The 23,869-nt window shown below is 68.7% G+C and carries 23 protein-coding genes; 8 read left to right on the plus strand and 15 right to left on the minus strand.

The genetic code is table 11. The features are described from left to right. Positions 1–36: 36 nt before the first annotated feature. The 4 genes from L3V85_RS23195 to L3V85_RS23210 form a co-directional block, all read right to left on the minus strand. Complete coding sequence (locus L3V85_RS23195) at positions 37–969, minus strand: electron transfer flavoprotein subunit alpha/FixB family protein (RefSeq protein WP_237675046.1); 933 nt, start codon at positions 967–969, stop codon at positions 37–39. Positions 970–971: 2 nt separating this feature from the next. After that, positions 972–1,721 (minus strand): electron transfer flavoprotein subunit beta/FixA family protein, encoded by a 750-nt coding sequence (locus L3V85_RS23200; protein WP_237675047.1) that lies wholly within the window; start codon positions 1,719–1,721, stop codon positions 972–974. A gap of 136 nt (positions 1,722–1,857) precedes the next feature. After that, positions 1,858–3,138 carry a mechanosensitive ion channel family protein gene (locus L3V85_RS23205; RefSeq protein WP_237675048.1) on the minus strand — a complete coding sequence of 427 codons (1,281 nt, stop codon included), beginning with the start codon at positions 3,136–3,138 and terminating at the stop codon, positions 1,858–1,860. Positions 3,139–3,177: 39 nt separating this feature from the next. Continuing rightward, positions 3,178–4,131: a histone deacetylase family protein gene (locus L3V85_RS23210; RefSeq protein WP_237675049.1), complete on the minus strand. Its 954-nt coding sequence runs from the start codon at positions 4,129–4,131 to the stop codon at positions 3,178–3,180. 73 nt (positions 4,132–4,204) lie between these two features. Between L3V85_RS23210 and L3V85_RS23215 the strand changes: the two genes are divergently transcribed. Genes L3V85_RS23215 through L3V85_RS23235 form a run of 5 tightly spaced genes read left to right on the plus strand, consistent with a single transcriptional unit; the run spans position 4,205 to position 9,919 of the window. Continuing rightward, positions 4,205–5,125 carry an AAA family ATPase gene (locus L3V85_RS23215; protein WP_237675050.1) on the plus strand — a complete coding sequence of 307 codons (921 nt, stop codon included), beginning with the start codon at positions 4,205–4,207 and terminating at the stop codon, positions 5,123–5,125. Continuing rightward, on the plus strand, positions 5,122–6,099 hold the full coding sequence (locus L3V85_RS23220; RefSeq protein ID WP_237675051.1) for a DUF58 domain-containing protein: 978 nt from the start codon (positions 5,122–5,124) through the stop codon (positions 6,097–6,099). The genes L3V85_RS23215 and L3V85_RS23220 overlap by 4 nt, the downstream gene beginning before the upstream one ends. An 18-nt stretch (positions 6,100–6,117) precedes the next feature. After that, positions 6,118–8,139: a transglutaminaseTgpA domain-containing protein gene (locus L3V85_RS23225; protein ID WP_237675052.1), complete on the plus strand. Its 2,022-nt coding sequence runs from the start codon at positions 6,118–6,120 to the stop codon at positions 8,137–8,139. 53 nt (positions 8,140–8,192) lie between these two features. After that, positions 8,193–9,293 (plus strand): lytic murein transglycosylase B, encoded by a 1,101-nt coding sequence (mltB, locus tag L3V85_RS23230; RefSeq protein WP_237675053.1) that lies wholly within the window; start codon positions 8,193–8,195, stop codon positions 9,291–9,293. Between the two features lie 5 nt (positions 9,294–9,298). Then, entirely contained in the window at positions 9,299–9,919 is a 621-nt protein-coding gene (locus L3V85_RS23235; protein ID WP_237675054.1) for an HD domain-containing protein, read from the plus strand. A gap of 9 nt (positions 9,920–9,928) precedes the next feature. Here the strand turns inward: L3V85_RS23235 and L3V85_RS23240 are convergent, their stop codons facing one another. From L3V85_RS23240 to glpD, 10 genes are all read right to left on the minus strand, one after another. Continuing rightward, positions 9,929–10,417, minus strand: a complete 489-nt coding sequence (locus L3V85_RS23240) for a hypothetical protein (RefSeq protein ID WP_237675055.1) — start codon at positions 10,415–10,417, stop codon at positions 9,929–9,931. Next, entirely contained in the window at positions 10,414–11,484 is a 1,071-nt protein-coding gene (locus L3V85_RS23245; RefSeq protein ID WP_237675056.1) for a beta-ketoacyl synthase N-terminal-like domain-containing protein, read from the minus strand. The genes L3V85_RS23240 and L3V85_RS23245 overlap by 4 nt, the downstream gene beginning before the upstream one ends. Next, the gene (locus tag L3V85_RS23250) at positions 11,481–11,762 is read right to left on the minus strand and encodes an acyl carrier protein (protein ID WP_237675057.1); all 282 of its coding nucleotides are present in this window, start codon (positions 11,760–11,762) and stop codon (positions 11,481–11,483) included. The genes L3V85_RS23245 and L3V85_RS23250 overlap by 4 nt, the downstream gene beginning before the upstream one ends. Beyond that, on the minus strand, positions 11,759–12,916 hold the full coding sequence (locus L3V85_RS23255) for an ABC transporter permease (protein WP_237675058.1): 1,158 nt from the start codon (positions 12,914–12,916) through the stop codon (positions 11,759–11,761). The genes L3V85_RS23250 and L3V85_RS23255 overlap by 4 nt, the downstream gene beginning before the upstream one ends. 11 nt (positions 12,917–12,927) lie before the next feature. Next, positions 12,928–13,836, minus strand: coding sequence for an ABC transporter ATP-binding protein (locus tag L3V85_RS23260; protein WP_237675059.1), 909 nt, complete (start codon positions 13,834–13,836; stop codon positions 12,928–12,930). Next, the gene (locus tag L3V85_RS23265) at positions 13,836–14,816 is read right to left on the minus strand and encodes a BtrH N-terminal domain-containing protein (protein WP_237675060.1); all 981 of its coding nucleotides are present in this window, start codon (positions 14,814–14,816) and stop codon (positions 13,836–13,838) included. Before L3V85_RS23265 ends, L3V85_RS23260 begins: the two co-directional genes overlap by 1 nt. Further along, complete coding sequence (locus L3V85_RS23270; RefSeq protein WP_237675061.1) at positions 14,813–15,208, minus strand: hypothetical protein; 396 nt, start codon at positions 15,206–15,208, stop codon at positions 14,813–14,815. The genes L3V85_RS23265 and L3V85_RS23270 overlap by 4 nt, the downstream gene beginning before the upstream one ends. A 2-nt stretch (positions 15,209–15,210) precedes the next feature. Further along, positions 15,211–16,347 (minus strand): beta-ketoacyl-ACP synthase III, encoded by a 1,137-nt coding sequence (locus L3V85_RS23275; RefSeq protein WP_237675062.1) that lies wholly within the window; start codon positions 16,345–16,347, stop codon positions 15,211–15,213. Next, entirely contained in the window at positions 16,337–17,341 is a 1,005-nt protein-coding gene (locus tag L3V85_RS23280) for a dialkylrecorsinol condensing enzyme (RefSeq protein ID WP_237675063.1), read from the minus strand. Before L3V85_RS23280 ends, L3V85_RS23275 begins: the two co-directional genes overlap by 11 nt. A 115-nt stretch (positions 17,342–17,456) precedes the next feature. After that, positions 17,457–19,109 (minus strand): glycerol-3-phosphate dehydrogenase, encoded by a 1,653-nt coding sequence (gene glpD / locus L3V85_RS23285; RefSeq protein WP_237675064.1) that lies wholly within the window; start codon positions 19,107–19,109, stop codon positions 17,457–17,459. Between the two features lie 120 nt (positions 19,110–19,229). Here glpD and L3V85_RS23290 point away from each other — a divergent pair, with 120 nt between their 5' ends. Together L3V85_RS23290 and glpK are read left to right on the plus strand one after the other, a co-directional pair. After that, a complete protein-coding gene (locus tag L3V85_RS23290) occupies positions 19,230–20,000 on the plus strand; it encodes a DeoR/GlpR family DNA-binding transcription regulator (protein ID WP_237675065.1) in 771 nt (256 codons plus the stop codon). A 24-nt stretch (positions 20,001–20,024) separates the two neighbouring features. Then, on the plus strand, positions 20,025–21,521 hold the full coding sequence (gene glpK, locus L3V85_RS23295; RefSeq protein WP_237675066.1) for a glycerol kinase GlpK: 1,497 nt from the start codon (positions 20,025–20,027) through the stop codon (positions 21,519–21,521). Positions 21,522–21,551: 30 nt separating this feature from the next. Here glpK and L3V85_RS23300 read toward each other — a convergent pair whose 3' ends face one another. After that, positions 21,552–22,013 carry an SH3 domain-containing protein gene (locus L3V85_RS23300; protein WP_237675067.1) on the minus strand — a complete coding sequence of 154 codons (462 nt, stop codon included), beginning with the start codon at positions 22,011–22,013 and terminating at the stop codon, positions 21,552–21,554. Between the two features lie 218 nt (positions 22,014–22,231). On the opposite strand from L3V85_RS23300, the gene L3V85_RS23305 reads away from it, so the two are divergent. Next, the gene (locus L3V85_RS23305; RefSeq protein WP_237675068.1) at positions 22,232–23,866 is read left to right on the plus strand and encodes a sulfatase-like hydrolase/transferase; all 1,635 of its coding nucleotides are present in this window, start codon (positions 22,232–22,234) and stop codon (positions 23,864–23,866) included. The last annotated feature ends 3 nt before the right edge of the window (positions 23,867–23,869 follow it).

Genomic DNA, 23,869 nt, shown 5'->3' on the forward strand with positions numbered 1-23,869 from the left:
GCGAACGATGCCCTCTGGCTCAGTGCAGCGATGCGATCAGAGCGCCTTCACCAGTTCCGGCACGGCCGTGAACAGGTCGGCCACGAGGCCGTAGTCGGCCACCGAGAAGATCGGCGCCTCTTCGTCCTTGTTGATCGCGACGATGACCTTCGAGTCCTTCATGCCGGCCAAGTGCTGGATGGCGCCGGAGATACCGGCGGCGATGTACAGCTGCGGCGCGACGATCTTGCCCGTCTGGCCCACTTGCCAGTCGTTGGGTGCATAGCCTGCGTCGACGGCTGCACGACTGGCGCCCAGGCCGGCGTTCAGCTTGTCGGCCAGCGGCGTCATCACTTCGGTGAACTTCTCGGCGCTGCCCAGGGCGCGGCCACCCGAGACGATGATCTTGGCGGCGGTCAGCTCGGGGCGGTCGCTCTTGGTGACTTCACGGCTAACGAAGCTCGATTTGCCGCTGTCGGCCACGCCTTCGGCGTTTTCGATGGTTGCGCTGCCACCGGTGGCGGCCGCGGCGTCGAAGCCGGTCGTGCGAACCGTGATCACCTTGGTGGCATCGCTGCTCTGCACGGTGGCAATCGCGTTGCCTGCATAGATCGGGCGCTCGAACGTATCCGGGCTGTCCACCTTGGTGATGTCGCTGATCTGCGCCACGTCCAGCTTGGCGGCCACGCGCGGAGCGACGTTCTTGCCGTTGGCGGTCGAGGGGAACAGGATGTGGCTGTAGTTGCCTGCAATCGCCAGCACTTGGGCTGCGACGTTCTCGGCGAGGTTCTCCGCCAGGCTGGCGCTGTCGGCGGCGATGACCTTGGTCACGCCTGCGATCTGGGCTGCGGCCTTGGCGGCTTCTGCTGCGTTGGCGCCTGCCACCAGCACGTGCACATCACCACCGCAAGCCAGCGCGGCGGTCACGGTGTTCAGGGTTGCCGGCTTGATGCTGGCGTGGTCGTGTTCGGCAATAACAAGTGCGGTCATGTTCAGATCACCTTCGCTTCGTTCTTCAGTTTGTCCACCAGCGTTGCGACATCAGGCACCTTGATGCCGGCACCGCGCTTCGGAGGTTCGGCGACCTTCAGGGTCTTCAGGCGCGGCTTCACGTCCACGCCCAGGTCTTCGGGCTTGAAGGTGTCCAGCTGCTTCTTCTTGGCCTTCATGATGTTGGGCAGCGTCACGTAGCGCGGCTCGTTCAGGCGCAGGTCGGTCGTGATGACGGCCGGCAGGCTCAGCGAGATGGTTTCCAGGCCGCCGTCGACTTCACGCGTCACGGTGGCTTTGTCGCCAGCGACTTCGACCTTGGAGGCGAAGGTGGCTTGCGGCAGGTCGGCCAGCGCGGCCAGCATCTGGCCGGTCTGGTTGGCGTCGTCGTCGATGGCCTGCTTGCCCAGGATGATGAGCGAGGGCTGCTCCTTGTCGACCAGCGCCTTCAGCAGCTTGGCCACGGCCAGCGGCTGCAGTTCTTCGGTGGTCTCCACCAGGATGCCGCGGTCGGCGCCGATGGCCATCGCGGTGCGCAGGGTTTCCTGGCACTTGGCGTCACCGCACGAGACGGCGATCACTTCCGTGACCACGCCCTTTTCCTTCAGGCGCACGGCTTCTTCGACAGCGATCTCGTCGAAGGGGTTCATGCTCATCTTGACGTTGGCAATGTCCACCCCGGTGCCGTCGCTCTTCACGCGCACCTTCACGTTGTAATCGACGACCCGTTTGACAGGCACAAGAACCTTCATTGACTTGACTCCATTGGATTGCAAAAAGGGGGCTTCGAGGGCAACCGGTCATTCTAGGACGCGACCTTTGCCGCCTCTCCATTCTTCTTGTCGGCGCTGTCGGCCAATAAAAAAGAACGATCGTGCTTTTCCTCGATTATAAAACAGCGTCGGGGGCCGAAGCGACTCCCGGCGGTAAAGACTCCACGCGCACGACGCGCTGCGGATAGGGAATATCAATCCCCGCGCCACGCAGGCCGTCGAGGATGGCGATGTTGATGGCCGAGCGCAGGTTGTCCTTGCCCTTGTCGGGGTCGGTCACCCAGAAGTTGAGCGTGAACTCCAGCCCGTCGGGCGCGAAGTTCATCAGGAAGGCCACCGGCGCCGGATCGGTCATCACGCGCGGCTGGGCCTTGGCCGCCTCGCAAAGAATGGACTGCACCTGCGCCACGTCGCTCTCGTAGCCCACCACGATGGTGGTCGTGATGTTGAACTTGCGGTCGGCCAGCGACAGGTTCTCGACCCGGCTGGTGATGAGCGATTCGTTCGGCACGATGGCCTCGCGGCCGTTGCCCGCGCGAATGAGCGTGTAGCGCGTCTTGATGTCGGTGATGCGGCCCTCGAAGGTGTCGACCTTCACGTTGTCGCCGATGCGGATCGAGCGCTCCAGCAGAATCACGAAGCCGCTCACGTAGTTGGACGCCAGCTTCTGCAGGCCGAAGCCCAGCCCCACGCCGAGCGCGCCGCCCAGCACCGACAGCGCCGTCAGGTCCACCCCCACCGCCGACAGCGCGAACAGCAGGCCGATCAGCAGCAGGAAGGCGCGCACCGCGTTCGACGCCACCTTGCGCATCGACAGATCGGTGACGGCCTCGCGCAGGATGCGCTTTTCGACCGTACTCGAGATCCACAGCGCGATCACCATCACGAGGCCCGCCGACAGCACGCCCTGGATGATGGTCTGCAGGCTCACGCGCGTCTTGCCGAAGGCCAGCGTGATGTCGTCGAGTTCCGCCAGCACCGGCGGCAGCAGGCCCACGATCCACAGCACCGCCGCGATCCACGCCAGCCACGAGACGGTGCGCTCCAGCAGCCGCACCAGGTTGGAAGCCGGAAACACCGCACGCAGCACCCGAGCGAACAGCCGAATCACCGCCAGCGACAGGAACATCGACACAGCGATGCGCAGCACCAACACCGTCTGAAAATCGATCACCGCGCGCCGGGCGAGGTCGGTGAGCATCAGCGCGAGCAGCGGGAACAGCACGCCGTCGAAGGTGCGCTCGCCGAACCAGATCGAGTCCTTGGGCTGGTCGCGCCCGAACCATTTGCACACGCCCCAGGCCAGGGCGACGCAGGCCGCCAGCACGGCGAGTTCGATGGCGATGCCGCGTGCCTCGACCTGGCTCAGGCGTTGGGTGAAGTCGTTGAAATTCATCGGTTCAAGAAAGCATGGGCGCCGTTCGCGCCGGCGGCATTACAGGTCGGCCAGCACGCGGATGTGGGCTTCCACACTGCGCGCCAACGCATCGAGGTTGTAGCCGCCTTCAAGCATCGAGACGATCCTGCCCTTGGCATGGCGCCTGGCCACGTCGTGCACGCGCCCGGTGATCCAGGCGAAGTCGTTCTCGTTGAGCCCGAGCTGGCCCAGGTCGTCTTCGCGATGGGCATCGAAGCCCGCGCTGATGAAGACCATCTGGGGCTTGAACTCCTCCAGGCGCGGCATCCATACCGCCTCGATCATCTCGCGCACATCCATGCCCTTGGTGTAGGCCGGGATCGGCATGTTGAGCATGTTCGGCGCCGGATGGTCGGTGCCGCTGTAGGGATAGAACGGGTGCTGGAAGAAGCCGACCATCAGCACGCGCGGGTCGTTCGAGAGGATGTTCTCGGTGCCGTTGCCGTGGTGCACGTCGAAATCGACGATGGCCACGCGCTCGATGCCGTGCACTTCAATGGCGTGCCGCGCGGCAATGGCGATGTTGTTGAAGAAGCAGAAGCCCATCGCCTGCTCCCGGCAGGCATGGTGGCCGGGCGGGCGCACCGAGCAGAAGGCGTTCTCCAGCTCGCCGGCCAGCACCGCGTCGGTCGCGGCAATGGCTGCGCCGGCGGCGCGGCGCGCGGCCAGCAGGGTGAAGCGGGTGAGCACGGTGTCGGGGTCGACCTGCGCATGGTCGGGGCCGCCGGCGGGCTCGTCGGCCACCAGGCGCTGGTGCAGCTCCTCGAGGTGCTCGACGTGCGCGGTGCTGTGGGCCCGGGTGATCTGCTGCAGCGTGGCCAGCGGCACCTCGCGGTGTTCGAGCGCATCGCCCACGCCGGTCAGCAGCAGGCGGTCTTCGATGGCATCCAGGCGGCCGGGACATTCGGGATGCCCGCCGCCCATGTCGTGCTTCCAGAAGTCGCGATGTGTGAAGTAGCCTGTCTTGCCCATGTCTGTCGCGTGTAGACCTCACGCGGCATGGGGCCGCAAGGTCTTACGGTATCGTTTGCATATGGATACAAATATGGACGTTGCTGCAAAGCTAGCCACTTTGTTAAGTCAGCTTAACACGGTGATCGTGGGCAAAGAGGCCCAGGTGCGCGACTGCGTGGCCTGCCTGCTGGCGGGCGGCCACCTGCTGATCGAGGATGTGCCGGGGGTCGGCAAGACCACCCTCGCCCATGCGCTGTCGCACACATTCGGCTTGCAGTTCTCGCGGGTGCAGTTCACCGCCGACCTGATGCCGGGCGACCTGTCGGGCGTGGCCATCTACGACCGGGGGCAGCAGGCCTTCGTGTTCCACCCCGGGCCGATCTTCGCGCAGGTGCTGCTGGCCGACGAAATCAACCGCGCAAGCCCCAAGACCCAGAGCGCGCTGCTCGAGGCGATGGAAGAAAAGCAGGTCACGGTCGAGGGCGAGACCCGCCCGCTGCCCTCTCCCTTCTTCGTGATCGCCACCCAGAACCCGCAGGACCAGCTCGGCACCTTCGCGCTGCCCGAGTCGCAACTCGACCGTTTCCTGATGCGCATCTCGCTCGGTTACCCCGACCGCGCGGCCGAGCGCCAATTGCTCGCGGGCGCCGACCGCCGCGAAATGCTGGCCAGCCTGCCCGCCATGCTGACCGCCGGCGAGCTGACCGCCATCCAGCAGCGCGTGCAGCAGGTGCATGCGTCCGATGCGCTGCTGAACTACGTGCAGGACCTGATCGCCGCCACCCGCTCGGGCCGCTGGTTCCTGCAGGGCCTGTCGCCGCGCGCCGGCATCGCGGTGCTGCGCGCGGCCAAGGCGCAGGCGCTGCTGGCCAACCGCAACTACGTCGCGCCCGACGACGTGCAGGCCGTGCTGCCGCAGACCATTGCCCACCGTCTCACGCCCGTGGGCGACGCGGGCCGGGGCGCGGTCGAGCAGGTGCGCGCCATGATCGCCGCCGTGCCCCTGCCGTGAGCCCCGCGGCCAGCCTGCGCTCCCGCATCGACGGCTGGTTCCTGTCGCGCCGGCCGCCGTCCGACACGCTGGAGCTGACCCAGCGCAACGTCTACATCGTGCCCACGCGGGCCGGCTGGACGCTCGCCGCCACGCTGCTGGTGCTGCTGATTGCCTCCATCAACTACCAGCTCAACCTCGGCTACCTGCTGACCTTCCTGCTGGCAGGCAGCGTGGCCGTGGGCATGCACGTGTGCCACGGCACGCTGCGCGGGCTGTCGATGCACATGGTGCCGCCCGACGCGCATTACGCCGGCGCGGCCGCCGTCTTCAAGGTGGTGCTGCACAACAACCGGCGCAGCGTGCGCTACGGCATCGGCATGGCCGTGCGCGGCAGCGGCCAGTGGGCCTGGTCCGACGTGCCGGCCGAAGGCACCGCCACCGTCGAGATCGCCTTCCAGCCCGAACGGCGCGGCCTGCACCCGGTGCCGCCGCTCACCGCCGAGACCCGCTTTCCGCTCGGCACCTTCCGCGTGTGGACGGTGTGGCGGCCCGCGGCGCGGATGTTGGTCTACCCCACGCCCGAAGCCCACCCGCCGCCGCTGCCGCCGGGCGAACCGCTTTCAGGCCCTGCCGCCGCATCGGCCGCATTGCGCGCCGCGGGTTCCGGCGAATACGACGGCGTGCGCGCCTACCGTCGCGGCGACCCGCTGAAGCTCGTGGTCTGGAAGAAAGCCGCGCGCGCCCAGGCAGCCGGCTCCGAAGACCTGGTGAGCCGCGACACCCAGCAGACCCAGCGCGAGGAACTCTGGCTCGACGCCCAGTCCGCCGGCCTCGCCGACAACGAAGCCCGCATCTCGCGCCTGTGCGCCTGGGTGCTGATGGCCGACCGGCTGGGCGTGGACTACGGCCTGCGCGTGGCCGGCCGGGTGCTGAAGCCCTCGCAGGGCGAGGCGCACCGGCGCGCCTGTCTCGAAGCGCTGGCCCTGTGCTGAACTGAAGGCCCCACCACCATGAACAAGCTCATGACGCGGCTGGCCGCCCTGCCCCGGGATGCCCGGGACACGCTCTTCCTGCTCACCGTGATCGCGCTGATCGTGCTGCCGCAGGTCGAGAACATTCCCTGGTGGTGCACCGCCATCACGGCCATGGTGCTGCTGTGGCGCGGCACGCTCGCGGTGCAGGCGCTTCCGCTGCCGAGCAAGTGGTGGCGCGCGGCATTGCTGGCGCTCACGCTGGCCGCCACCTACGCCACTCACCGCACGCTGCTGGGCCGCGACGCGGGCGTCACGCTCATCGTGATCCTGCTGGCGCTGAAGACGCTGGAGCTGCGCGCCCGGCGCGACGCCTTCGTCATCTTCTTCCTGGGCTTCTTCGCGATGCTCACGAACTTCTTCTATTCGCAGTCGCTGCTCACGGCATTCACGATGCTGCTCGCGCTGCTGGGCCTGCTCACAGCGCTGGTGAACGCGCACATGCCGGTGGGCCGGCCGCCGCTGTGGCAGGCCGCGCGCACCGCCGGCTGGATGGCGCTGGCCGGCGCGCCGATCATGCTCGCGCTGTTCCTGCTGTTCCCGCGCTTCGCGCCGCTGTGGGGCACGCCCAGCGACGCGATGGTGGGGCGCAGCGGCCTGTCGAACGTGATGCGCGTGGGCACCATCGCCGAACTGGCGCTGGACGACAGCATCGCCGCGCGCGTGCGTTTCGAGAGCGGCAAGGCGCCGCCGCAGAACCAGCTTTACTTCCGCGGCCCGGTGCTGGCGCAGTTCGACGGCCGCGAATGGACCTCGCTGCCTTCATGGGCGCGCGGCACGCAGTGGACTTCCAACCTGCGCGTGAGCGGCGAGCCGGTGCGCTACGAGGTCACGCTCGAGCCCAGCAACCGCCCGCTGCTGCTGACGCTCGACGCCGCGCCGCGCGCGCCTGAAGCCCCGGGCTTCGAGGTCACGGGCACGCCCGACCTGCAATGGTTTGCGAACCGTCCGCTCAACGACCTGGTGCGCTACCGCGCGGAGAGCTACACGCAGTTCCACAGCGGCCCGCTCAAGCGCACCGACGGCCAGTTGCAGGCCTATCTGGCACTGCCGCCCGGCACCAACCCGCGCACCGCGCAGCTTGCCGCCGAGATGCGCGCCAACCCCGCGCTGGCCGGCGCCGACACCGCGGCCTTCGTGCAGGCGGCGCTCGCACGGCTGCGCACCGGCGGCTACAGCTACACGCTGGAGCCCGGCGTGTACGGCGACAACACCGCCGACGAGTTCTGGTTCGACCGCAAGCAAGGCTTCTGCGAGCACATCGCCTCGGCCTTCGTGGTGCTGATGCGCAACCTGGGCGTGCCATCGCGCATCGTCACCGGCTACCAGGGCGGCGACCTCAACACGGTCGACAACTACTGGATCATCCGCCAGAGCGATGCGCACGCCTGGGCCGAGGTCTGGCAGGAAGGCACGGGCTGGGTGCGGGTCGACCCCACGGCCTCCGTCGCGCCCGGCCGCATCGGGCAGTTCCAGCGGCTGGTGCAGCAGCCGGGCCTCTTCGCCGGCGCCATCGGCGCGATGAGCCCCACGCTCGCGCAGAACATCCGCGCCGCCTGGGAGGCCGTGAACAACGGCTGGAACCAGTGGGTGCTCAACTACACGCAGAGCCGCCAGCTCAATTTGCTGAAGAACATCGGCTTCGAGGCACCGAGCCTGGAAGACCTGGCCTACGTGCTCCTCTACCTGCTGGTCGGCGCGAGCCTGGCCGGCGCCGCCTGGACGCTGTGGGAGCGCAGCCGCCACGACCCGTGGCTGCGTCTGCTGGGCCAGGCCCGCGCGCGGCTCGCCAAGGCCGGCCTGCAACTGCCCGACACCGCCCCGCCGCGCCAGATGGCACAGGCCGCCGACGAGCGCTTCGGCCCCGCGGCACAGGCCGTGCGCGACTGGCTGCTGAAGCTCGAGGCGCAACGCTACGCACCGGCCACGCCGGACTCTCTTTCCACCCTGCGCGCCGAATTCCGCCGCCTCGCCTGGCCCGCCGCGAACCCGCGCGGCTGAAACCACATGTGTCCCCGAAAGGGGGCCGTGCGGGCGGGCTGCACAATCAACCCATGCGATTCTTCCTCCCCATGCCGTCCCGCGCCGCCGCGGCAGCCGCTCTTCTCGCCGCCTGCTGCGCGTGGTCCACGGTGGCTGTAGCACAGAAGTCCTCCAGCGGCCGTGCCGCCGCGGTCAACCCGGTGCGCGGCAGCACGCCCTACGCCACGCGCGAAGACGCCATGCAGTTCGCCGACGAAGTGGCGGCGCGCCGGGGCCTGGACCGCGAATGGGTGCGCGCCACCATCGGCAGCGCGCGCTTCCTGCCCAACGTGCCGCGACTCATGCTGCCGGGCCCGGTCGGCACGGTGAAAAACTGGCAGACGTACCGCAGCCGCTTCATCGACCCGGTGCGCATCGCGGCTGGCGTGCGCTTCTGGCGCGCCAATGCCGACACGCTGGCGCGCGCCGAGCAGGTGTACGGCGTGCCGCCGGAAATCATCGTCGGCATCATCGGCGTGGAGACCATCTACGGCCGCAACATGGGCAACTTCCGCGTGATCGACGCGCTGGCCACGCTCTCCTTCGATTTCCCGCAGGGCCACCCGCGCGCGGCCGAGCGCGAAGCCTTCTTCCGCGGCGAACTCGAAAGCTTCCTGAGCACCGAAAGCCGCACCGCCGACGATCCGCTCACCCCGCTGGGCAGCTACGCCGGCGCCATGGGCATGCCGCAGTTCATGCCCAGCAGCATCGCCAAGTACGCGGTCGACTTCGACGGCGACGGCCGCATCGACCTGGTCAACAACACGGCCGACGTGATCGGCTCGGTGGCCAACTACTTCAAGGCCTTCGGCTGGCAGCGCGGCATGCCCGCCATCTACCCCGTGCACTTCGAGGAAGCGCGGCTGCAGAAGGCCCTGCTGCTGGCGCCAGACATCCTGCCGACCTTCAGCGCCGACAGCTTCGTGGCCGCCGGCGCGGTGCCCGAGGGCGACGGCATCAACCACAAGGGCCTGCTCGCGCTGGTCGAGCTGCAGAACGGCCTCGACATGCCGCCGACCTACGTGGCCGGCACGCGCAACTTCTACGTGATCACGCGCTACAACTGGAGCAGCTACTACGCCATGTCGGTGCTCGACCTCGGACAAGAGGTCAAGGCCGCGATGGAGCAATGACCGCCATGTCGCCCGAGGCACTGCGCGCAAACTGGAACGCGGCCTGGCGTGCGCTCGACGTCGCGGCGCCCGACGAGGCGCTGTGCGCCGAGCTGCAGCAGCGCTACGGCGAGCCCCAGCGCCACTACCACACGATGCAGCACCTGGGCGAATGCCTCGCGTGGTTCGAGCGCGAAGAGGCGCTGGCCGAGCACCCCGGCGAAGTGGCGCTCGCGCTGTGGTTCCATGACGCGATCTACGACGTGCATGCGCACGACAACGAGGCACGCAGCGCCGACTGGGCACGGCAGGCCTTGCTCGCGGCGGGCGTGAACGCGGAAGCAGCCGAACGCGTCCACGCGCTCGTCATGGCCACGCGCCATGACGCCGTGCCCGAAGGCCGCGACGCCGAACTGCTGATCGACATCGACCTGTCGATCCTCGGCGCCGGGCGCGAGCGCTTCGACGAATACGAGCGCCAGGTGCATGCCGAATACGCCTTCGTGCCCGAAGAGGTTCGGCTGCCGCGCCGGCGCGACATTCTCCAGCGCTTCCTCGACCGCAAGGCCATCTACGCCACGCCGCGCATGCATGCGCAGCTCGAGGCGCAGGCGCGCATCAACCTGCAGCGCTCGATCGCGGGCTGAGCCTCCGCCTCAGGCCGGCACCAGCCGCCACCATTCGGTACGCAGCGGCTCGCCGTCGTGCGCCTCTTCGACGGTGCCGAACAGCAGTCCACCCCGCGCCGCACCCAGCTTCGACAACGCCAGCAAACGCTGCGGATCGCGGCACAGCATGAAGCTCGCATCGCCCTGCCATTCCAGGCACCGCCCCACCTCGGCCAGCATCAGCGCGGGCTGGCTCTGCATGAAGGTGAAGGGCATCGGCAGGCCGGTGTCGAGTTGCGAAAGCCCCGCCTGCGTCGCCTCCCACGCGCCGCGCAGGCTGGCCACGCGCAGCCGGGCATCGGCGGGCAGCGCGGCCTCGCCGGCCGCATCGAGACAGCAGCGCGCGCCGTACATCGCAAGCTCGGTCCACAGGCCGACGCGTCGCGGGCGGCGGTCGATGCGGCGCGCCAGGTCGTCACGCCATTCATCAGGCGGTGGATGCGCGACGAAGTGCGCCGCGGTGCGCCATGCGGTCATGCCGCGCAATCCTTCAGCACCAGCGAGGCATGTCCACCGCCGAAGCCCACTACGTTGAGCAGGATGTGACGCAGCTTCCGCGGCGCCCGCGCGCACAGCGCGATGCCCAGCGATCCGTCGAGCGGATAGTCCGCCACCGGCCATGCACCGCCTTCGATGCAGCCCACCAGCAGCGCCAGTTCCGCCGCGCCCGCGGCACCCAGCGTGTGCCCGATTGCCGACTTGAGCGACACCAGCGGCGGCAGCGGCTCGAACACCTGCTTGAGCGCCTCCACCTCGATCGCGTCGTTGACCGGACTGCCGGCAGCCTGCACCTTGATGAGGTCGATGTCGGCCGGCCGCAGCCCGCTGCGCTCCAGCGCGTCGCGGCACATCGCATGTACAGCGCTGGCTTCGGTGCCCGAGGGGTTGCGACCGTCGACCACGTTGGCGCCGCCCATGACCTGCCAGCGCGCGGCGCGCGATTGCAGCCGCAGCGCCGCCACCGCTTCGCCGAGCACCAGCCCCTTGCGTCCCGCGCCGAACGGCTCCGCACGGTCGGGCGCCAGCAGCTGCATTGCGCCGAAGCCGGCGACGGTGAAGCGGTTGTCCAGTTCGGCGCCGATCACCAGCGCCTCTTGCGCCTCGCCGCCGCGGATCATGTCCGCGGCCGTCAACACCGCGTTGAGCGACGACGTGCAGGCCGTCGAGACCGTGAACACCGGCCCCTGCCAGTCGAGCGCGGCGGCCACGATTTCCGCGAAGTCCTGCAGATCGCCGCCCAGCCGCTCGGATTGCGCCGTGTGCTCCATGAAGCCGATGTCGAGCGACGACGAAGCCACGAACAGCGGCGCGGTGCGCGCGCCCCAGTCGCCGGTCTGCGCGGCCACATTGCGCACGGTGCGGCGCAGGCGATCGGTCCAGTCGCCTTCCGAAGGCGGCAGCGCATGCACGGGCCAGCGCACATCGCCGGCAACCGTCACAGGCACCGGCGGCACGCCGCCGCGCCGCAGGGAGGCGAGCGCGCCGGGCATGTCTTCGCCCAGCGCGCAGGCCAGCCCGGCGCCCGCCAGGAAAACTTCGCTCATGCCTTGCCCGCTTGCGCGAGATGCTCCGCGAGATGGGCGATGGAGGTGAGCGCCCGGCGCGTCTCCTTGCTGTCGGGCATGCGCAGGCCGAAGCGCTGCTGGATCGTCATCGATACCTGCAGCGCATCGAGCGAATCGAGGTCGAGCCGCGCTTCGGGACCGAAGAGCGGCTCGTCGTCGCCAAGGCCGCCAGCAGGCGCGTCTTTCTCGACCGCTTCGAGCACCATGGCCTTGAGGCTGGCGATGAATTCAGGGGTGACGGTGCCAAGGGTGCTCATGGTGCGCGCCTGCGAAACAGAAATACGGCAATGAAGAACATCAGCGCCGCGAACACGACCAGTCGGCCGATCTGCGGCAGGGCGTCGGCCACGCCGCCGCCGCGCAGAAGCACGGTGAGCAGGGCCTCGAGCCCCCAGTTCATCGGCGAGATCTCGACCAGCCGCTGCATGAAGCCCGGCATCACGAACTTGGGCACCATGATGCCGCCGGCCGCGGCCATCAGTACGTTGACCATCGGCCCGATGGTGGCGGCCTGCGCATGGCTGCGCACCAGGCAGGCCAGCGCGAGCGACAGGCTCACCGCCGCCAGGCTCACCGCCGCGAGCGACAGCAGCAGCGCGCCCCAGTGGATGCCCGCGAGCGACAGCGCATCGCCGCCGATCAGCGGCATGAACCAGATGCCGGCCGCGATCATCAGCACCGCCTGCAGCGCGTTCACGCCGAGGTAAGGCAACGCCTTCGACGCCAGCAGCGTGAAGCGCGAGACGCCCAGGCTCTGCAGCCGGCCGAGCGCGCCCGAGCTGCGCTCCTGCACGAACAGGCTCGAGAGCGACGCGACCACGAAGAACATGCCGAACACCAGCCATGCGGGCACGTTCTGCTGCACCGAGGTCGGGCGCGGCCCGGCGGTGGAGAAGCGCTCGGCGCGCACCATCGCCTGGATCGACGCGTCGGGCGCCGGGCCGGCCGTGCCGGGCACCGCCAGCGCGAGCCGCGCCTTGAGTTCGCCCGACGCGCCGACCAGCTCGGCGCGCAGCGCATTGAACAGGTTGGCGTCGATGCCCGGCTCGGTCAGCAGATGGACGCGCGCCTGGGTCGACAGCGCCGCCGACTCCAGCTCTTCCGACAGCCCCTGCTCCATCACGATCACGTACTTGAGCGAGCCGTTGCGAAGCCGCGCCTGCCAGTCGTCGCCCAGCGGCTGCGGCGCGCCATGATTGCGCTGCCAGAGCTGCTTGAGCCACTGGGCTGGCGTGGCGGTGTCGCGCATGTCGATGGCGTAAGTCAGCTCGGCGAGCGGCGGACGATAGATGTCTTTCAGCGTGAGCGACATCAGCACGATGAAGACCATCGGCATCACGAACAGCGCGGCCAGCCCGTGCATGTCGCGCACGAGGGCGAGCAGTTCTTTTCTGATGAGCGCGAGGAGCATGGCTGTGTCGGTCAGTCGCGCAGTGAGCGATGGGTGAGCGCCATGAACAGCTGCTCCAGGTCATGCCGGCCGAACTCGGCATGGCGCACCTCGATGCCCTGCGCTTCCAGCGCGGCCAGCACGGGGCCGGGGCCGATGCCTCTGTCCAGGTGAATGCGCCAGTGCACGCCGCCCTCTTCCACCGTGCCGAAGCGCGAGAGCATGCCGGCTTCGAGCCCATCGGCAGCGAGCGTGAGCAGCATCGCGCTTTTCGAGAGCAGGTCGTCCAGCGCGCCTTCGCGCAGCACATGGCCGCGGTCGAGGATGACGACGCGATCGGCAATCGCCTCGATCTCTTCCATGTAGTGCGATGCGTAGATCACCGCCGCGCCCTGCTGTGCGAGGCTCTTGATGGCATCGAGGATGAAGGCGCGCGACTGCGGATCGACGCCCACGGTGGGCTCGTCGAACAGCATCAGCTCGGGTTCGGGCAGCAAGGCGATGGCGAGGTTCAGGCGCCGCTTGAGGCCACCGGAGAGTCTTTCCGCGCGCACATCCGAAAACTGTTCGAGTTGTGCGAACTGGGTGCAGGCGGCGATGCGCTCTTTCTTCTTCGCGCCCGACAGGCCACCCGCTGCCGCAAAGCATGCGAGGTTCTCGGCCACGGTCAGCATCGGATAGAACGCATGCTCCTGCGGCGCAACGGCAATGCGCGTGGGCGTTCTTGCGCGCACCTGCTGCAGGGGTTGTCCGTCGATACGGATCTCGCCTGACTGCACGGCCAGTGCGCCCGAGAGATGCGAGATCAGCGTGGTCTTGCCTGCGCCGTTCGGGCCCAGCAGACCGAGCACGCAGCCCCGCGGCACAGCCAGCGACACGTCGGCCAGTGCCGGCACTTCGGCATGCGGATAGCGGTAGCCGAGCCGGCGCAGCTCCAGCATCAGGCGACCGCGGCCTTGAGATCGCGGAAGAAGTTTTCTTCCTGCTGCGCCTGCTCACGCAGCTTCACCGCCAGCGCGGCGGGGTCCACGGCCTCGCGCCCCTTCACCATGCGCGCGGCCTTGAGCGCGAAGGCACGCCAACCGTCGCCGATGGCGATCAGCCGCTCCGACATCTGCTGCAACTGCGGCTTGTCGAGCAGGTGCGCGGCCTCTTGCAGGAAGCCCGCGTAGATGAAGCGAAAGCCCGCCCCGCCCGTGCCGATTTCTTCCTGCATGCGCACCACGTGGCCGATGAAGTCGACGCTGCGCGGATCGGTCGGCGACAGGGCCTGCATGCGCTTGGCCAGCGTGCGCATGCCGCGCACGCCGACGATGGGAATGGGAGCAAGCATGTTGCGCACTGTCTTGCGGATGGCCTTGACGACACTGGCCGCGTCGACCGCCTTTCGGTCGATGGCCTGCGGGTAGTACATGAGCCCCTTGGGCGCGAGCACGCCCTTGGCGAATCGTGCGCGGGCCAGGTCGCCGCTGGCGCAACGCACGGGCTCCTCGAACACCGGATCGCTGATCAGGTAGTCGTCGCCGTCCTTGCCGTACACCAGCAGGTTGTGCGCGTTGAAGTGAAAGCGCATGTTCGGCGGGAAGTACGGCAGCCAGTACACCGATGTCTGCAGGCCCACCAGTTGGCCGTCGGCGAGCAAGGCGTCGAGCCGCTGCTGGCCGGCCTCGGGGCTGCGGAAGGTCTCGAAGCGGAAGCGCGCGGCCATCGGCGCCAGCAGGCCCTTGATGATGGCCTTGGGCGGCATGCGGTAAGAAATGAGCGGCAGGCCCGACAGCTTGATGAACGGCAGGTACGCGAACGACAGCGCGGACGACAGGCCGAGCGCCATGCTCTCGCTCATCGGCGCGCCGTGGTGGCGCATCAGGCTGGAGATGACGCCGCTCTCGCAGTGCGCCGCCTGTTGGTGTTGGAATTTCACGGCAGGCCTTGCAGGGTGGAAACGGGCAGCCCCAGCGCTTCGCCGTAGCGTGCGAGCTGTGCCTTGGAAAGCGCGGCGAAATGGCGCGGCTGCAGGTGGCGCCGCACGCGCCATTGCCAGAAGCCGCTGGTCTGCGAGAGCAGCGCCACGTCCATGCGGCGCTCGTACATCCAGTATTCGAGCGGCGAAGCCTGGCCCGCCTTCACGCGTTCCCTTGCGGCCTGCGCCTGCTCCACGAGCACGTCGACGGCATGGCTGGTGACGATTTCTTCCGCCTCCCAGCCGCGCGAGGTGGTGGTGACGACACGGCCCTGCGCGTCGCGCGCGTACATCAGCTTGGAATGGCCGTCGAGGGTCGCATTGCCCTCTTGCGGCACCGCATCGAGATCCATGGCTACACCGCCTCCATGTAGATGAAGCCGCTGGAGAAGCGGCCGCTTTCGGGCACGAACATCAGCAGCTTGTGGCCGCGCTCGATGCGGCCCGAGCGGAACAGCTCGTCGAGCATGATGTAAGGCGACGCCGAACCCGTGTTGCCCTTGCTCGCGAGATTGCTGAACCAGCGCTCGCGCGGAATGTGCAGGCCTAGCGATTCGAGGCACTGGCTCACGGGTTCGACGAAATAGTGCGATGACAGGTGCGGCAGGAACCAGTCGATGTCCGCCGACTTCAGCCCGCGCCGCCCGATGATGTCCGCGAGCGGCTCGCCCAACGTAGCGCGCACGATGTTGTCGTTGAGCAGGCGCACGTCCTGCTTGACCGCGAAGGTCGACTCGCGCTGCCAGTCCTCCGGCGACTTGCGGGCCCAGCCGTCGAGGCCGCCTTCGGCGTTTTTCTCGGCGCCGGCGTACATGCACACCGGCAGTTCGTGCGCGGCCGACGACAGGTCGATCCAGTCGACGCGCAGCGACAGCGGCCCGCGCGGTTCGCGCTCCAGCAGCACCGCGCCGGCGCCGTCGGACAGCATCCAGCGCAGGAAGTCTTTCTCGAAGGCCAGTTCGGGCCGGGCCTCGAGCGCCTCGAGCTTGTGCTCCAGCTCGGCCTCGAAGCGCGAGCCGCGCATCACGGCCGAGGCCAGTTCGGAGCCGGTGGCCACCGCGCGCCGCGCATCGCCCGCGCGCACCGACAGCCACGCATGCTTCAGCGCCGCGGCGCCGGCCAGGCAGATGCCCGCGCAGGCCACCACTTCGAGCCGCGGCCAGCCGAGTTCGCCGTGCACCATCACCGCATGGTTGGGCATGAGCTGGTCGGGCAGCGAAGTGCCGGTGGCCAGGCAATCGACCGGCCCCACGTCGTCGCCCAGCGCGCGGATCGCCGAGGCGGTGAGCTGCGCGTTGGTCATGGCCAGCTCGCCGGTGGCGCGGTCGATGGCGTAGTGGCGCGACTGGATGCCGTTGCTGCGCAGGATGAGCCGCCGCGCCCGCGAAGCCTTGCCGCCGATGCGGCCGAGCACGTCTTCGATGTCTTCGTTGCTGACCGGGGAAAAGGGCAGGAAGGCGGCGGTACGGGTCAGGAAGACATCAGTCGTCATAGAGATGGGAGCGGTCCGTGGCGGAGCCCGACGGGCACTCGAATTGGGCCGTCATTCTAGTCAGCCACCCTCTGAACAAAGGCCGCAGCAGCGCCTGCAGCGTCAGGCTCACGGGCACCACCGAAATGATCAGTACCAGCAGGAAAAGAACGTACAACAGCAGCAGCGGCTTGCGCTGCCATGCGCCGGGCCCGCCGGCGGCCATGATGAGCTTGCCCCACAGGTAGAAACTGCGGGTGCCGGCCTTCTCGCTGATGAGCAGCCGGGCATCGGCGCGCACCGCGCCCAGGCCGGCCAGCAGCGGCCCCGTGCCGCGTTCGAGGCCGGCGTGCAGAGCATCGCGCAGGGCGCGGCCGAAGCGGCCGGTTCCGCCGATCTGTTCGGCGCTCAGGCCCGCGTCGGGCATGCCCCAGAAGCCGCGCTTGCGGCCCCAGATCAGCCAGGCCGGCGTGGTGAAGAAGGTGGCGAGCGTGGGGCCGGGGTCGGTCAGCACCACGTTGTCGATCAGGCGCGCGCCCACGTCGTCCAGCATGCCCTTGAGCTTCTCGTGTGCCAGCAGCCACATGTTGCGGCAGGCGATGACCGTGACCACGGGCTTGCCCTTCAGCAGCCGTGCCGCCACCGGATGCTTGAGGAACGCCGCGACCGGCTGCGACGGCGCCAGGAACCACACCTGGTAAGGCAGCACGATGAGATCGAAGTCTTCATCGCCGCTGAGAGAAAGAGGTGCCAGCGGCTGCGGCTTCATGTGGGCCGACTCCGGGAAGGCGTCGAAGAAGGTCAGGAAGGGCCAGGGAAAGGGAAACGGCCGCAGCGGCCGCAGCACTTCTTCGTGCACCCGGATCGTCGGATCGGCGCGCAGCGGCGCCACGATCTGCTCCGCCACCTGGTCGAGCTGGCCGGACTGCGAGTAGCGAAGAACCAGGACGCGCTTGAGGTCGTTGTTGCGGGGAGCGGCGACGGGGTCGGAGAGGCTGGAAAGGCTGGAGATCACTGGCGGGGGCTTTCGGGGGCCGTCGAATGTACGCGAAGCAAGCGCCAAAAGCATCTGCCATCAGTCATGTCTGCGCCTGCCGATGGTTGGGGTGGCCAGCCCCCGCCGCCGGGCCTCAGCCGTTCCTGCCGGGGTGGGCCTGCAGCCAGAGCGCGACCTGTTCGCGCTGCCGCTCCGTGTAGTGCAGCCCCAGTTTGGACCTGCGCCAGAGCACGTCTTCCGCGCTCACTGCCCACTCGTTGTCCTGCAGGAAGCGCAGTTCGCGCTCGTACAGGCCCGGCGCCACTTCGGCGCCCAGGTCGGAAAAGGACCTGGCGTCGCCCAGCACATCGCGGATGCGGGCGCCGTAGGCCCGCGCGAGCCGCCGCGCGAGCTGGCCGTAGAGCCACGGGTGCTTGGCCTGCACGGCCGACACGAAGCGCTCGAAATCGTCGTCGGGGCGCTTCGCGGCGCCGATCCAGCCCGAGAGGTCGCCGCCCGCGAGGAAGGCGCCGTCGGTCCAGGCCGGGCGCTGCGTGCTCGACTGGCCCAGCATCCTGCCGACCTCGTCGGCCGCGTCCTCGGCCAGCTTGCGGAAGGTGGTGATCTTGCCGCCCCACACCGACAGCAGCGGCGCGGCGGTGGTGTTCGACTCGAGCATGTAGTCGCGCGTGACCGCCGAGGGGTCGCCCGAGGCGTCGTCCAGCAGCGGGCGCACGCCGGAATAGGTCCATACCACGTCGGACGGCAGGATGGGCTTTTCGAAGTAGCGGCTGGCCTGGGTGCAGAGGTAGTCGATCTCTTCCTGCGCGATGCGGGCCGCGCCGGGGTCGTCGCCGGTCAGCTCGATGTCGGTGGTGCCGATCAGCGTGAACTCGTCCTGGTAGGGAATGGCGAAGATGATCCGCTTGTCGGGGTTCTGGAAGATGTAGGCGTGGTCGTGCTCGAACAGGCGCGGCACCACGATGTGGCTGCCCTTGACCAGCCGCAGGCTCTTGGTGGCCAGCGCCTCGCCCTTGGCCGCTTGCGCCACGCCGCGCAGGAACGACTCGGCCCACGGCCCCGCCGCATTCACCACGGCGCGCGCGCGCAGCGTGCGCCGGTTGCCGTCAGCGCCCACCAGGGTGGCGGTCCAGCCGTCGGCGTCGCGCTGGGCGTGCACGCAGCGCGTGCGGGTCAGCACCTCGGCGCCGCGCGAGCGCGCGTCGAGCGCGTTGAGCACCACCAGGCGCGCGTCGTCGACCCAGCCGTCGGAGTAGATGAAGCCGCGCTTGTACTGGCTCTTCAGCGGCTTGCCCGCCGCATGCCGGCGCAGCTCCACGCTGCGCGAGCCGGGCAGCACCTCGCGCCTGGCGAGGTGGTCATACATGAACAGGCCGATGCGGATCATCCAGGCCGGGCGCATCGACGGGTCGTGCGGCATCACGAAACGAAGCGGCCACATGATGTGGGGCGCGCTCTTGAGCAGCACTTCGCGCTCCTGCAGCGCCTTGCGCACCAGCGAGAATTCGTAGTACTCGAGGTAGCGCAGCCCGCCGTGGATCAGCTTGGTCGAGGAAGAAGAGGTGTGCGAAGCAAGATCGTCTTTTTCGCAAAGGACCACGCGCCAGCCGCGCCCGGCCAGATCGCGCGCGATGCCGCAGCCGTTGATGCCGCCGCCGACAATGAGCACGTCGCAATCGGTGGCGGGCGCAGACGGATTCGAGGAAAAATCGCTCACGGCAGATGTATCCGGTAGTTCTTGGCTTGATTCGCTGGCGGCGGCCATTGTATTTTCGAATTCTTTCAACTTCATTCCTTTGAGCGCGATTTTCCTCGAAGTTTCCCTTATGAGAATTCGTTTTCCTTCGTTTTAAATTGACGCGCACTGTAACCTTGCCGCAGTCTTCCTGCCCTTCGCGACGCCCCTGTGAACTCCAATCCCCGACAGATCAATCTCCTGGAAACCGTGCGCACGCGCGGCTCCGTCACCGTCGAAGAACTGGCCGAAATGCTCGGCGTCACGCTGCAGACCGTCCGCCGCGACGTACAGCGGCTGGCCGATGAAGGATTGCTGACTCGCTTTCACGGCGGCGTGCGGGTGCCCAGTTCCACCACCGAGAACATCGGTTACCAGCAGCGTGAAACGCTGCATGCCGAAGGCAAGGCGCGCATCGCCCGCCGCGTGGCGGAGCTGGTACCCAACGACTGCTCGCTGATCCTGAACATCGGCACCACCACCGAGGCCGTGGCCAAGGCGCTGCTGCGCCACACCGGCCTGCGCGTGATCACCAACAACCTGAACGTGGCCACCATCCTGAGCGGCAACAGCTCCTGCGAGGTGATCGTGGCCGGCGGCTCGGTGCGCCCGCGCGACCGCGCCATCGTGGGCGAGGCGACCATCGACTTCATCCGCCAGTTCAAGGTCGACATCGCGCTGATCGGCGTGTCGAGCATCGAAGTCGACGGCTCGCTGCGCGACTTCGACCTGCGCGAGGTAAAGGTGGCGCAGACCATCATTGCCCAGGCGCGCGAGGTGTGGCTGGCGGCCGACGCGAGCAAGTTCAACCGGCCCGCGATGATCCAGCTGGGCACGCTCTCGCAGATCGACCGGCTGTTCACCGACGCCGAGCCGCCGCCGCCCTTCACCGACCTGCTGCTCGCGGCGCAGGTCCGGCTGGAGATCGCGAGCGAGAACTGACCGCAGAAAGAAAACGGAGACGACATGACCACCTACCTGCTGGCCCTGGACCAAGGCACTTCCAGCTCGCGCAGCATCGTGTTCGACCGCGAAGGCCGCATCGTGGCCATCGCGCAGAAGGAACTCACGCAGATCTATCCGCAGCCGGGCTGGGTCGAGCACGACCCGATGGAAATCTGGCGCAGCCAGCTCGCCACCGCGCGCGAGGTGCTCACCAAGGCCGGGCTGCAGGCCAGCGACATCCACGCCATCGGCATCACCAACCAGCGCGAGACCACCGTGCTGTGGAACCGCAAGACCGGCCAGCCGGTGCACAACGCCATCGTCTGGCAGGACCGCCGCGCCGAGCCGCTGTGCGCCCGACTGCGCGAAGAAGGCATGAGCGACACCATCCGCCAGAAGACCGGCCTGGTGATCGACGCGTACTTCTCGGGCACCAAGCTGCGCTGGCTGCTCGACAACGTGCCCGGCGCGCGCGCTCAGGCCGAGTGCGGCGAATTGGCCTTCGGCACGATCGACAGCTGGCTCATCTGGCAGCTCACCGGCGGCAAGACGCATGTGACCGACGTGAGCAACGCCTCGCGCACCATGCTCTTCAACGTGCACGACAACACCTGGGACGCCGAACTGCTGAAGGCGCTGGACATTCCCGCCGCGCTGATGCCGAAAGTGCAGCCCTCGAGCTCGCACTTCGCCGACACCGACACCACGCTGCTGGGCCACACGCTGCCCATCGGCGGCGTGGCCGGCGACCAGCAGAGCGCCCTCTTCGGCCAGGCCTGCTTCGAGGCCGGCATGGCCAAGAACACCTACGGCACCGGCTGCTTCCTGCTGATGCACACGGGCGGCGAGTTCCAGCCCTCGCACAACGGCCTGCTGGTGACCAGCGCAGCGCAGACCGACGCGAAGCCGCAGTACGCTATGGAAGGCAGCGTGTTCGTGGGCGGCGCCGTGGTGCAGTGGCTGCGCGACGGCCTCAAGGCCATCAAGGGCAGCGCCGAAGTGCAGTCGCTGGCCGAGAGCGTGCCCGACGCCGGCGGCGTGATGATGGTGCCGGCCTTCACCGGCCTGGGCGCGCCCTACTGGGACGCAGACGCGCGCGGCACGATCACCGGGCTCACGCGCGGAACCACGGTCGCGCACATCGCGCGCGCCGCGCTGGAAAGCATCGCCTACCAGAGCGCCGCGCTGCTGCAGGCCATGAGCCGCGACGCGGTGGCCGCCGGCGGCAAGCCTGTGGCCGAACTGCGCGTGGACGGGGGCGCCAGCGTGAACGACCTGTTGATGCAGTTCCAGGCCGACCTGCTGGGCATTCCGGTGGTGCGGCCCGAAGTGGTCGAGACCACCGCGCTGGGCGCCGCCTATTTGGCGGGCCTGTCGACCGGCTTCTACAGCGACGCGCGCCAGCTCTCGAAGCTGTGGAAGGTGGAGCGCCGCTTCCTGCCGACCATGGGCCGCGCGCAGGCCGAGGAATCGATGGCGCGCTGGGAACGCGCGGTGCGCCAGGCCACCGCGACCTGAACGGCGCCCCGGTGCCCCGGGGCGCGTCGCCTACCAGCCCCAGGTCAGGCGCTTCTGCACCCAGCCGGTGGTGCCGCCTTCGTGCCGCACCTTGATCCAGTCGCCCCGGCGCTCGATGGTGCGCAGCACGTCGCCGTAGCCGGCCTTCTTCATGACGGGGCTGCGGGTGTTGGGCGCGCGCCGCAGGTTGGCCACCTGCGCCTTCACGACATGGTGCGGCGTCTTGTTGGTCATCGACCGGAACACCCAGGCCTTGTCGCCCTCGAAGTCGCTGACGTGGAGCCAATCGCCCTTCCGGCCGATCACCTTGAACGGATAGCCCCTGCTGACCGTCCAATGCGTCTCGTAACGCGGGCCCGGGCCGGTGCGCATGTTCAGCGTCTTCACGGCCACGCTGACCATCTGCTGCTGCGCGGCAAAAGCGGACGGCAAGGCCACCCAGGAGAGAACGAAAGCGAGCAGGAGGGCGGACCATCGGCTGAATCTGACCATGGGGCAAGGGTTCCTTTTCAATGAAGCGGTTGAAGAATTCGCCAGCGACGCCGGCGAGCCCGTCTGGGCGCCCGACGGCGAATAAGTTCCTTGGGGGATATCCCTGAATGCCCCTTGAATGCACCTCGCGGCCGTCAGGGCACTGAGGGCCGCGGCGCACGCGGCGGAGCAGAATCCGCTCGCCCCATCGACCTGTTCGCGCCGCCCGCGCTGTCCGCTTGACCTCCCTCCCCGCCAACGCATTACCGCCCCGCCACGGCGCATGGCTTGCCTGCGGCGTGGTCGGCGCCACGCTGCTGGCGCTGATCGCGCTGGGTCACGACGGCCGGCGCGTCGCGCAGCTCGCGGTGCTGGCACTGCCGATGGTGCTGTGGCTTGCATGGCCGCTGCGCAGCGCGCGCATGCGGCGGCTGCGCACGGTGCTGGTCTGGCTCTGGGCCATGGGCTTTGCGCTCGACGCCACGGTGCGGGCCTATCTGCTCGACACCTACCAGGCCGCGCCCGACGGCGCGATGGTGCTGGGCGCGGCCGCCAACACCAATGCCCGCGAGAGCACGGAGTACCTGTGGATGCACTGGCGCTCGGCCGCCGTGTGGGGCGCCGTGCTGGTCGCCGCGGGCCTGCTGGTGGGCATGTTCGCGCGGCGCGGCGCGGCGGCCGGGACGGCGGGCCGACCGGCGCGCTGGATCACGGCGCTGCTGGCGCTGGCGCTGCTGGTGTCCTGCGTGGCCTATGCAAGCAAGCCCTGGCGCCGGCTGCACCCCGCGATCTTCTGGACGCAGTGGGTCCAGTCCCTGCGCACGCTGCAAGGCGCCTGGGCCGACCAGCAACAGCAGCGCGACCGCCTGACGGCGCAGGCCAAGGCCATCGCGCCCGTCATCACGCAGGCCGGACCTTCCACTGTGGTGCTGGTCATCACCGACAGCATCAACCGCGACAACATGGGCCTGTACGGCTACGGCCGCCCGACCACACCACGCCTGCAGGCGCACAAGGCGCAGACCGGCGAGCAGATGGCGGTGCTGAAGAACGCATGGTCGGTGGACGCGAGCACCCTGCCCGCGCTGCGCAACATGTTCCGCTTCGGCCTGCCCGACAGCGAGAACCCGCCGCACGTGCTGGCCCTGGCGCGCGCCGCGGGCTACAAGGTCTGGTGGATCAGCAACCACGACGACCTGGCCGTCGAGCAGCAGCATGCGCGCTTCGCCGACGTGGTCGACATGGTGAACCGCACGCCGGGCCGCGCCAGCGCCTCGCTGGACGGCGAAATCCTCGACTGCGTGCAGGAAGCCTTCGCGGACACGAGCACCGACCGCAAGCTGATCGTGGTCCACCTGATGGGCGCGCATCCGCACTACAGCCTGCGCTTTCCCGAGAACGCCAACCCCTTCGACGACGACATCGACGCGGTGGAGAACGGCCTGGTGAAAGACGGCCGCTCGTCCTGGGTGCGGCGCTTTCGCCAGGAGTACGACGCGGCGCTGCTGTATCACGACTTCGTGGTGTCCGAGCTGCTGCAGCAGACGCGCAGCGCGGGCAAGCCGCAGGACTACCGCGCGTGGATGTACCTCTCGGACCACGGGCAGGAGGTGGGCCACGTGAGCGACCGCGCGGGCCACAGCCCCTCGACCGCCTCGGGCTACCGCATTCCAGCCGTGGTGTGGCGCAACCAGCAGCCGCTGCCCGCCACGGAAATGCAGCAGCCCTTTCGCGCGGACTGGACCGGCTGGACTTTGATGGACCTGCTGCACATCCAGTGGAACGGACAGAAGCCCGAGCGCGACGTGCTGGCCGGCGCCTACCGGTGGCAGGCGCCGGAGATTCCGGTGGCGGTGGAATCCTTCGCGCGCTGAACG

It is taken from the genome of Variovorax paradoxus (assembly GCF_022009635.1).
In the GTDB taxonomy this organism is placed as follows: Bacteria; Pseudomonadota; Gammaproteobacteria; order Burkholderiales; family Burkholderiaceae_C; genus Variovorax.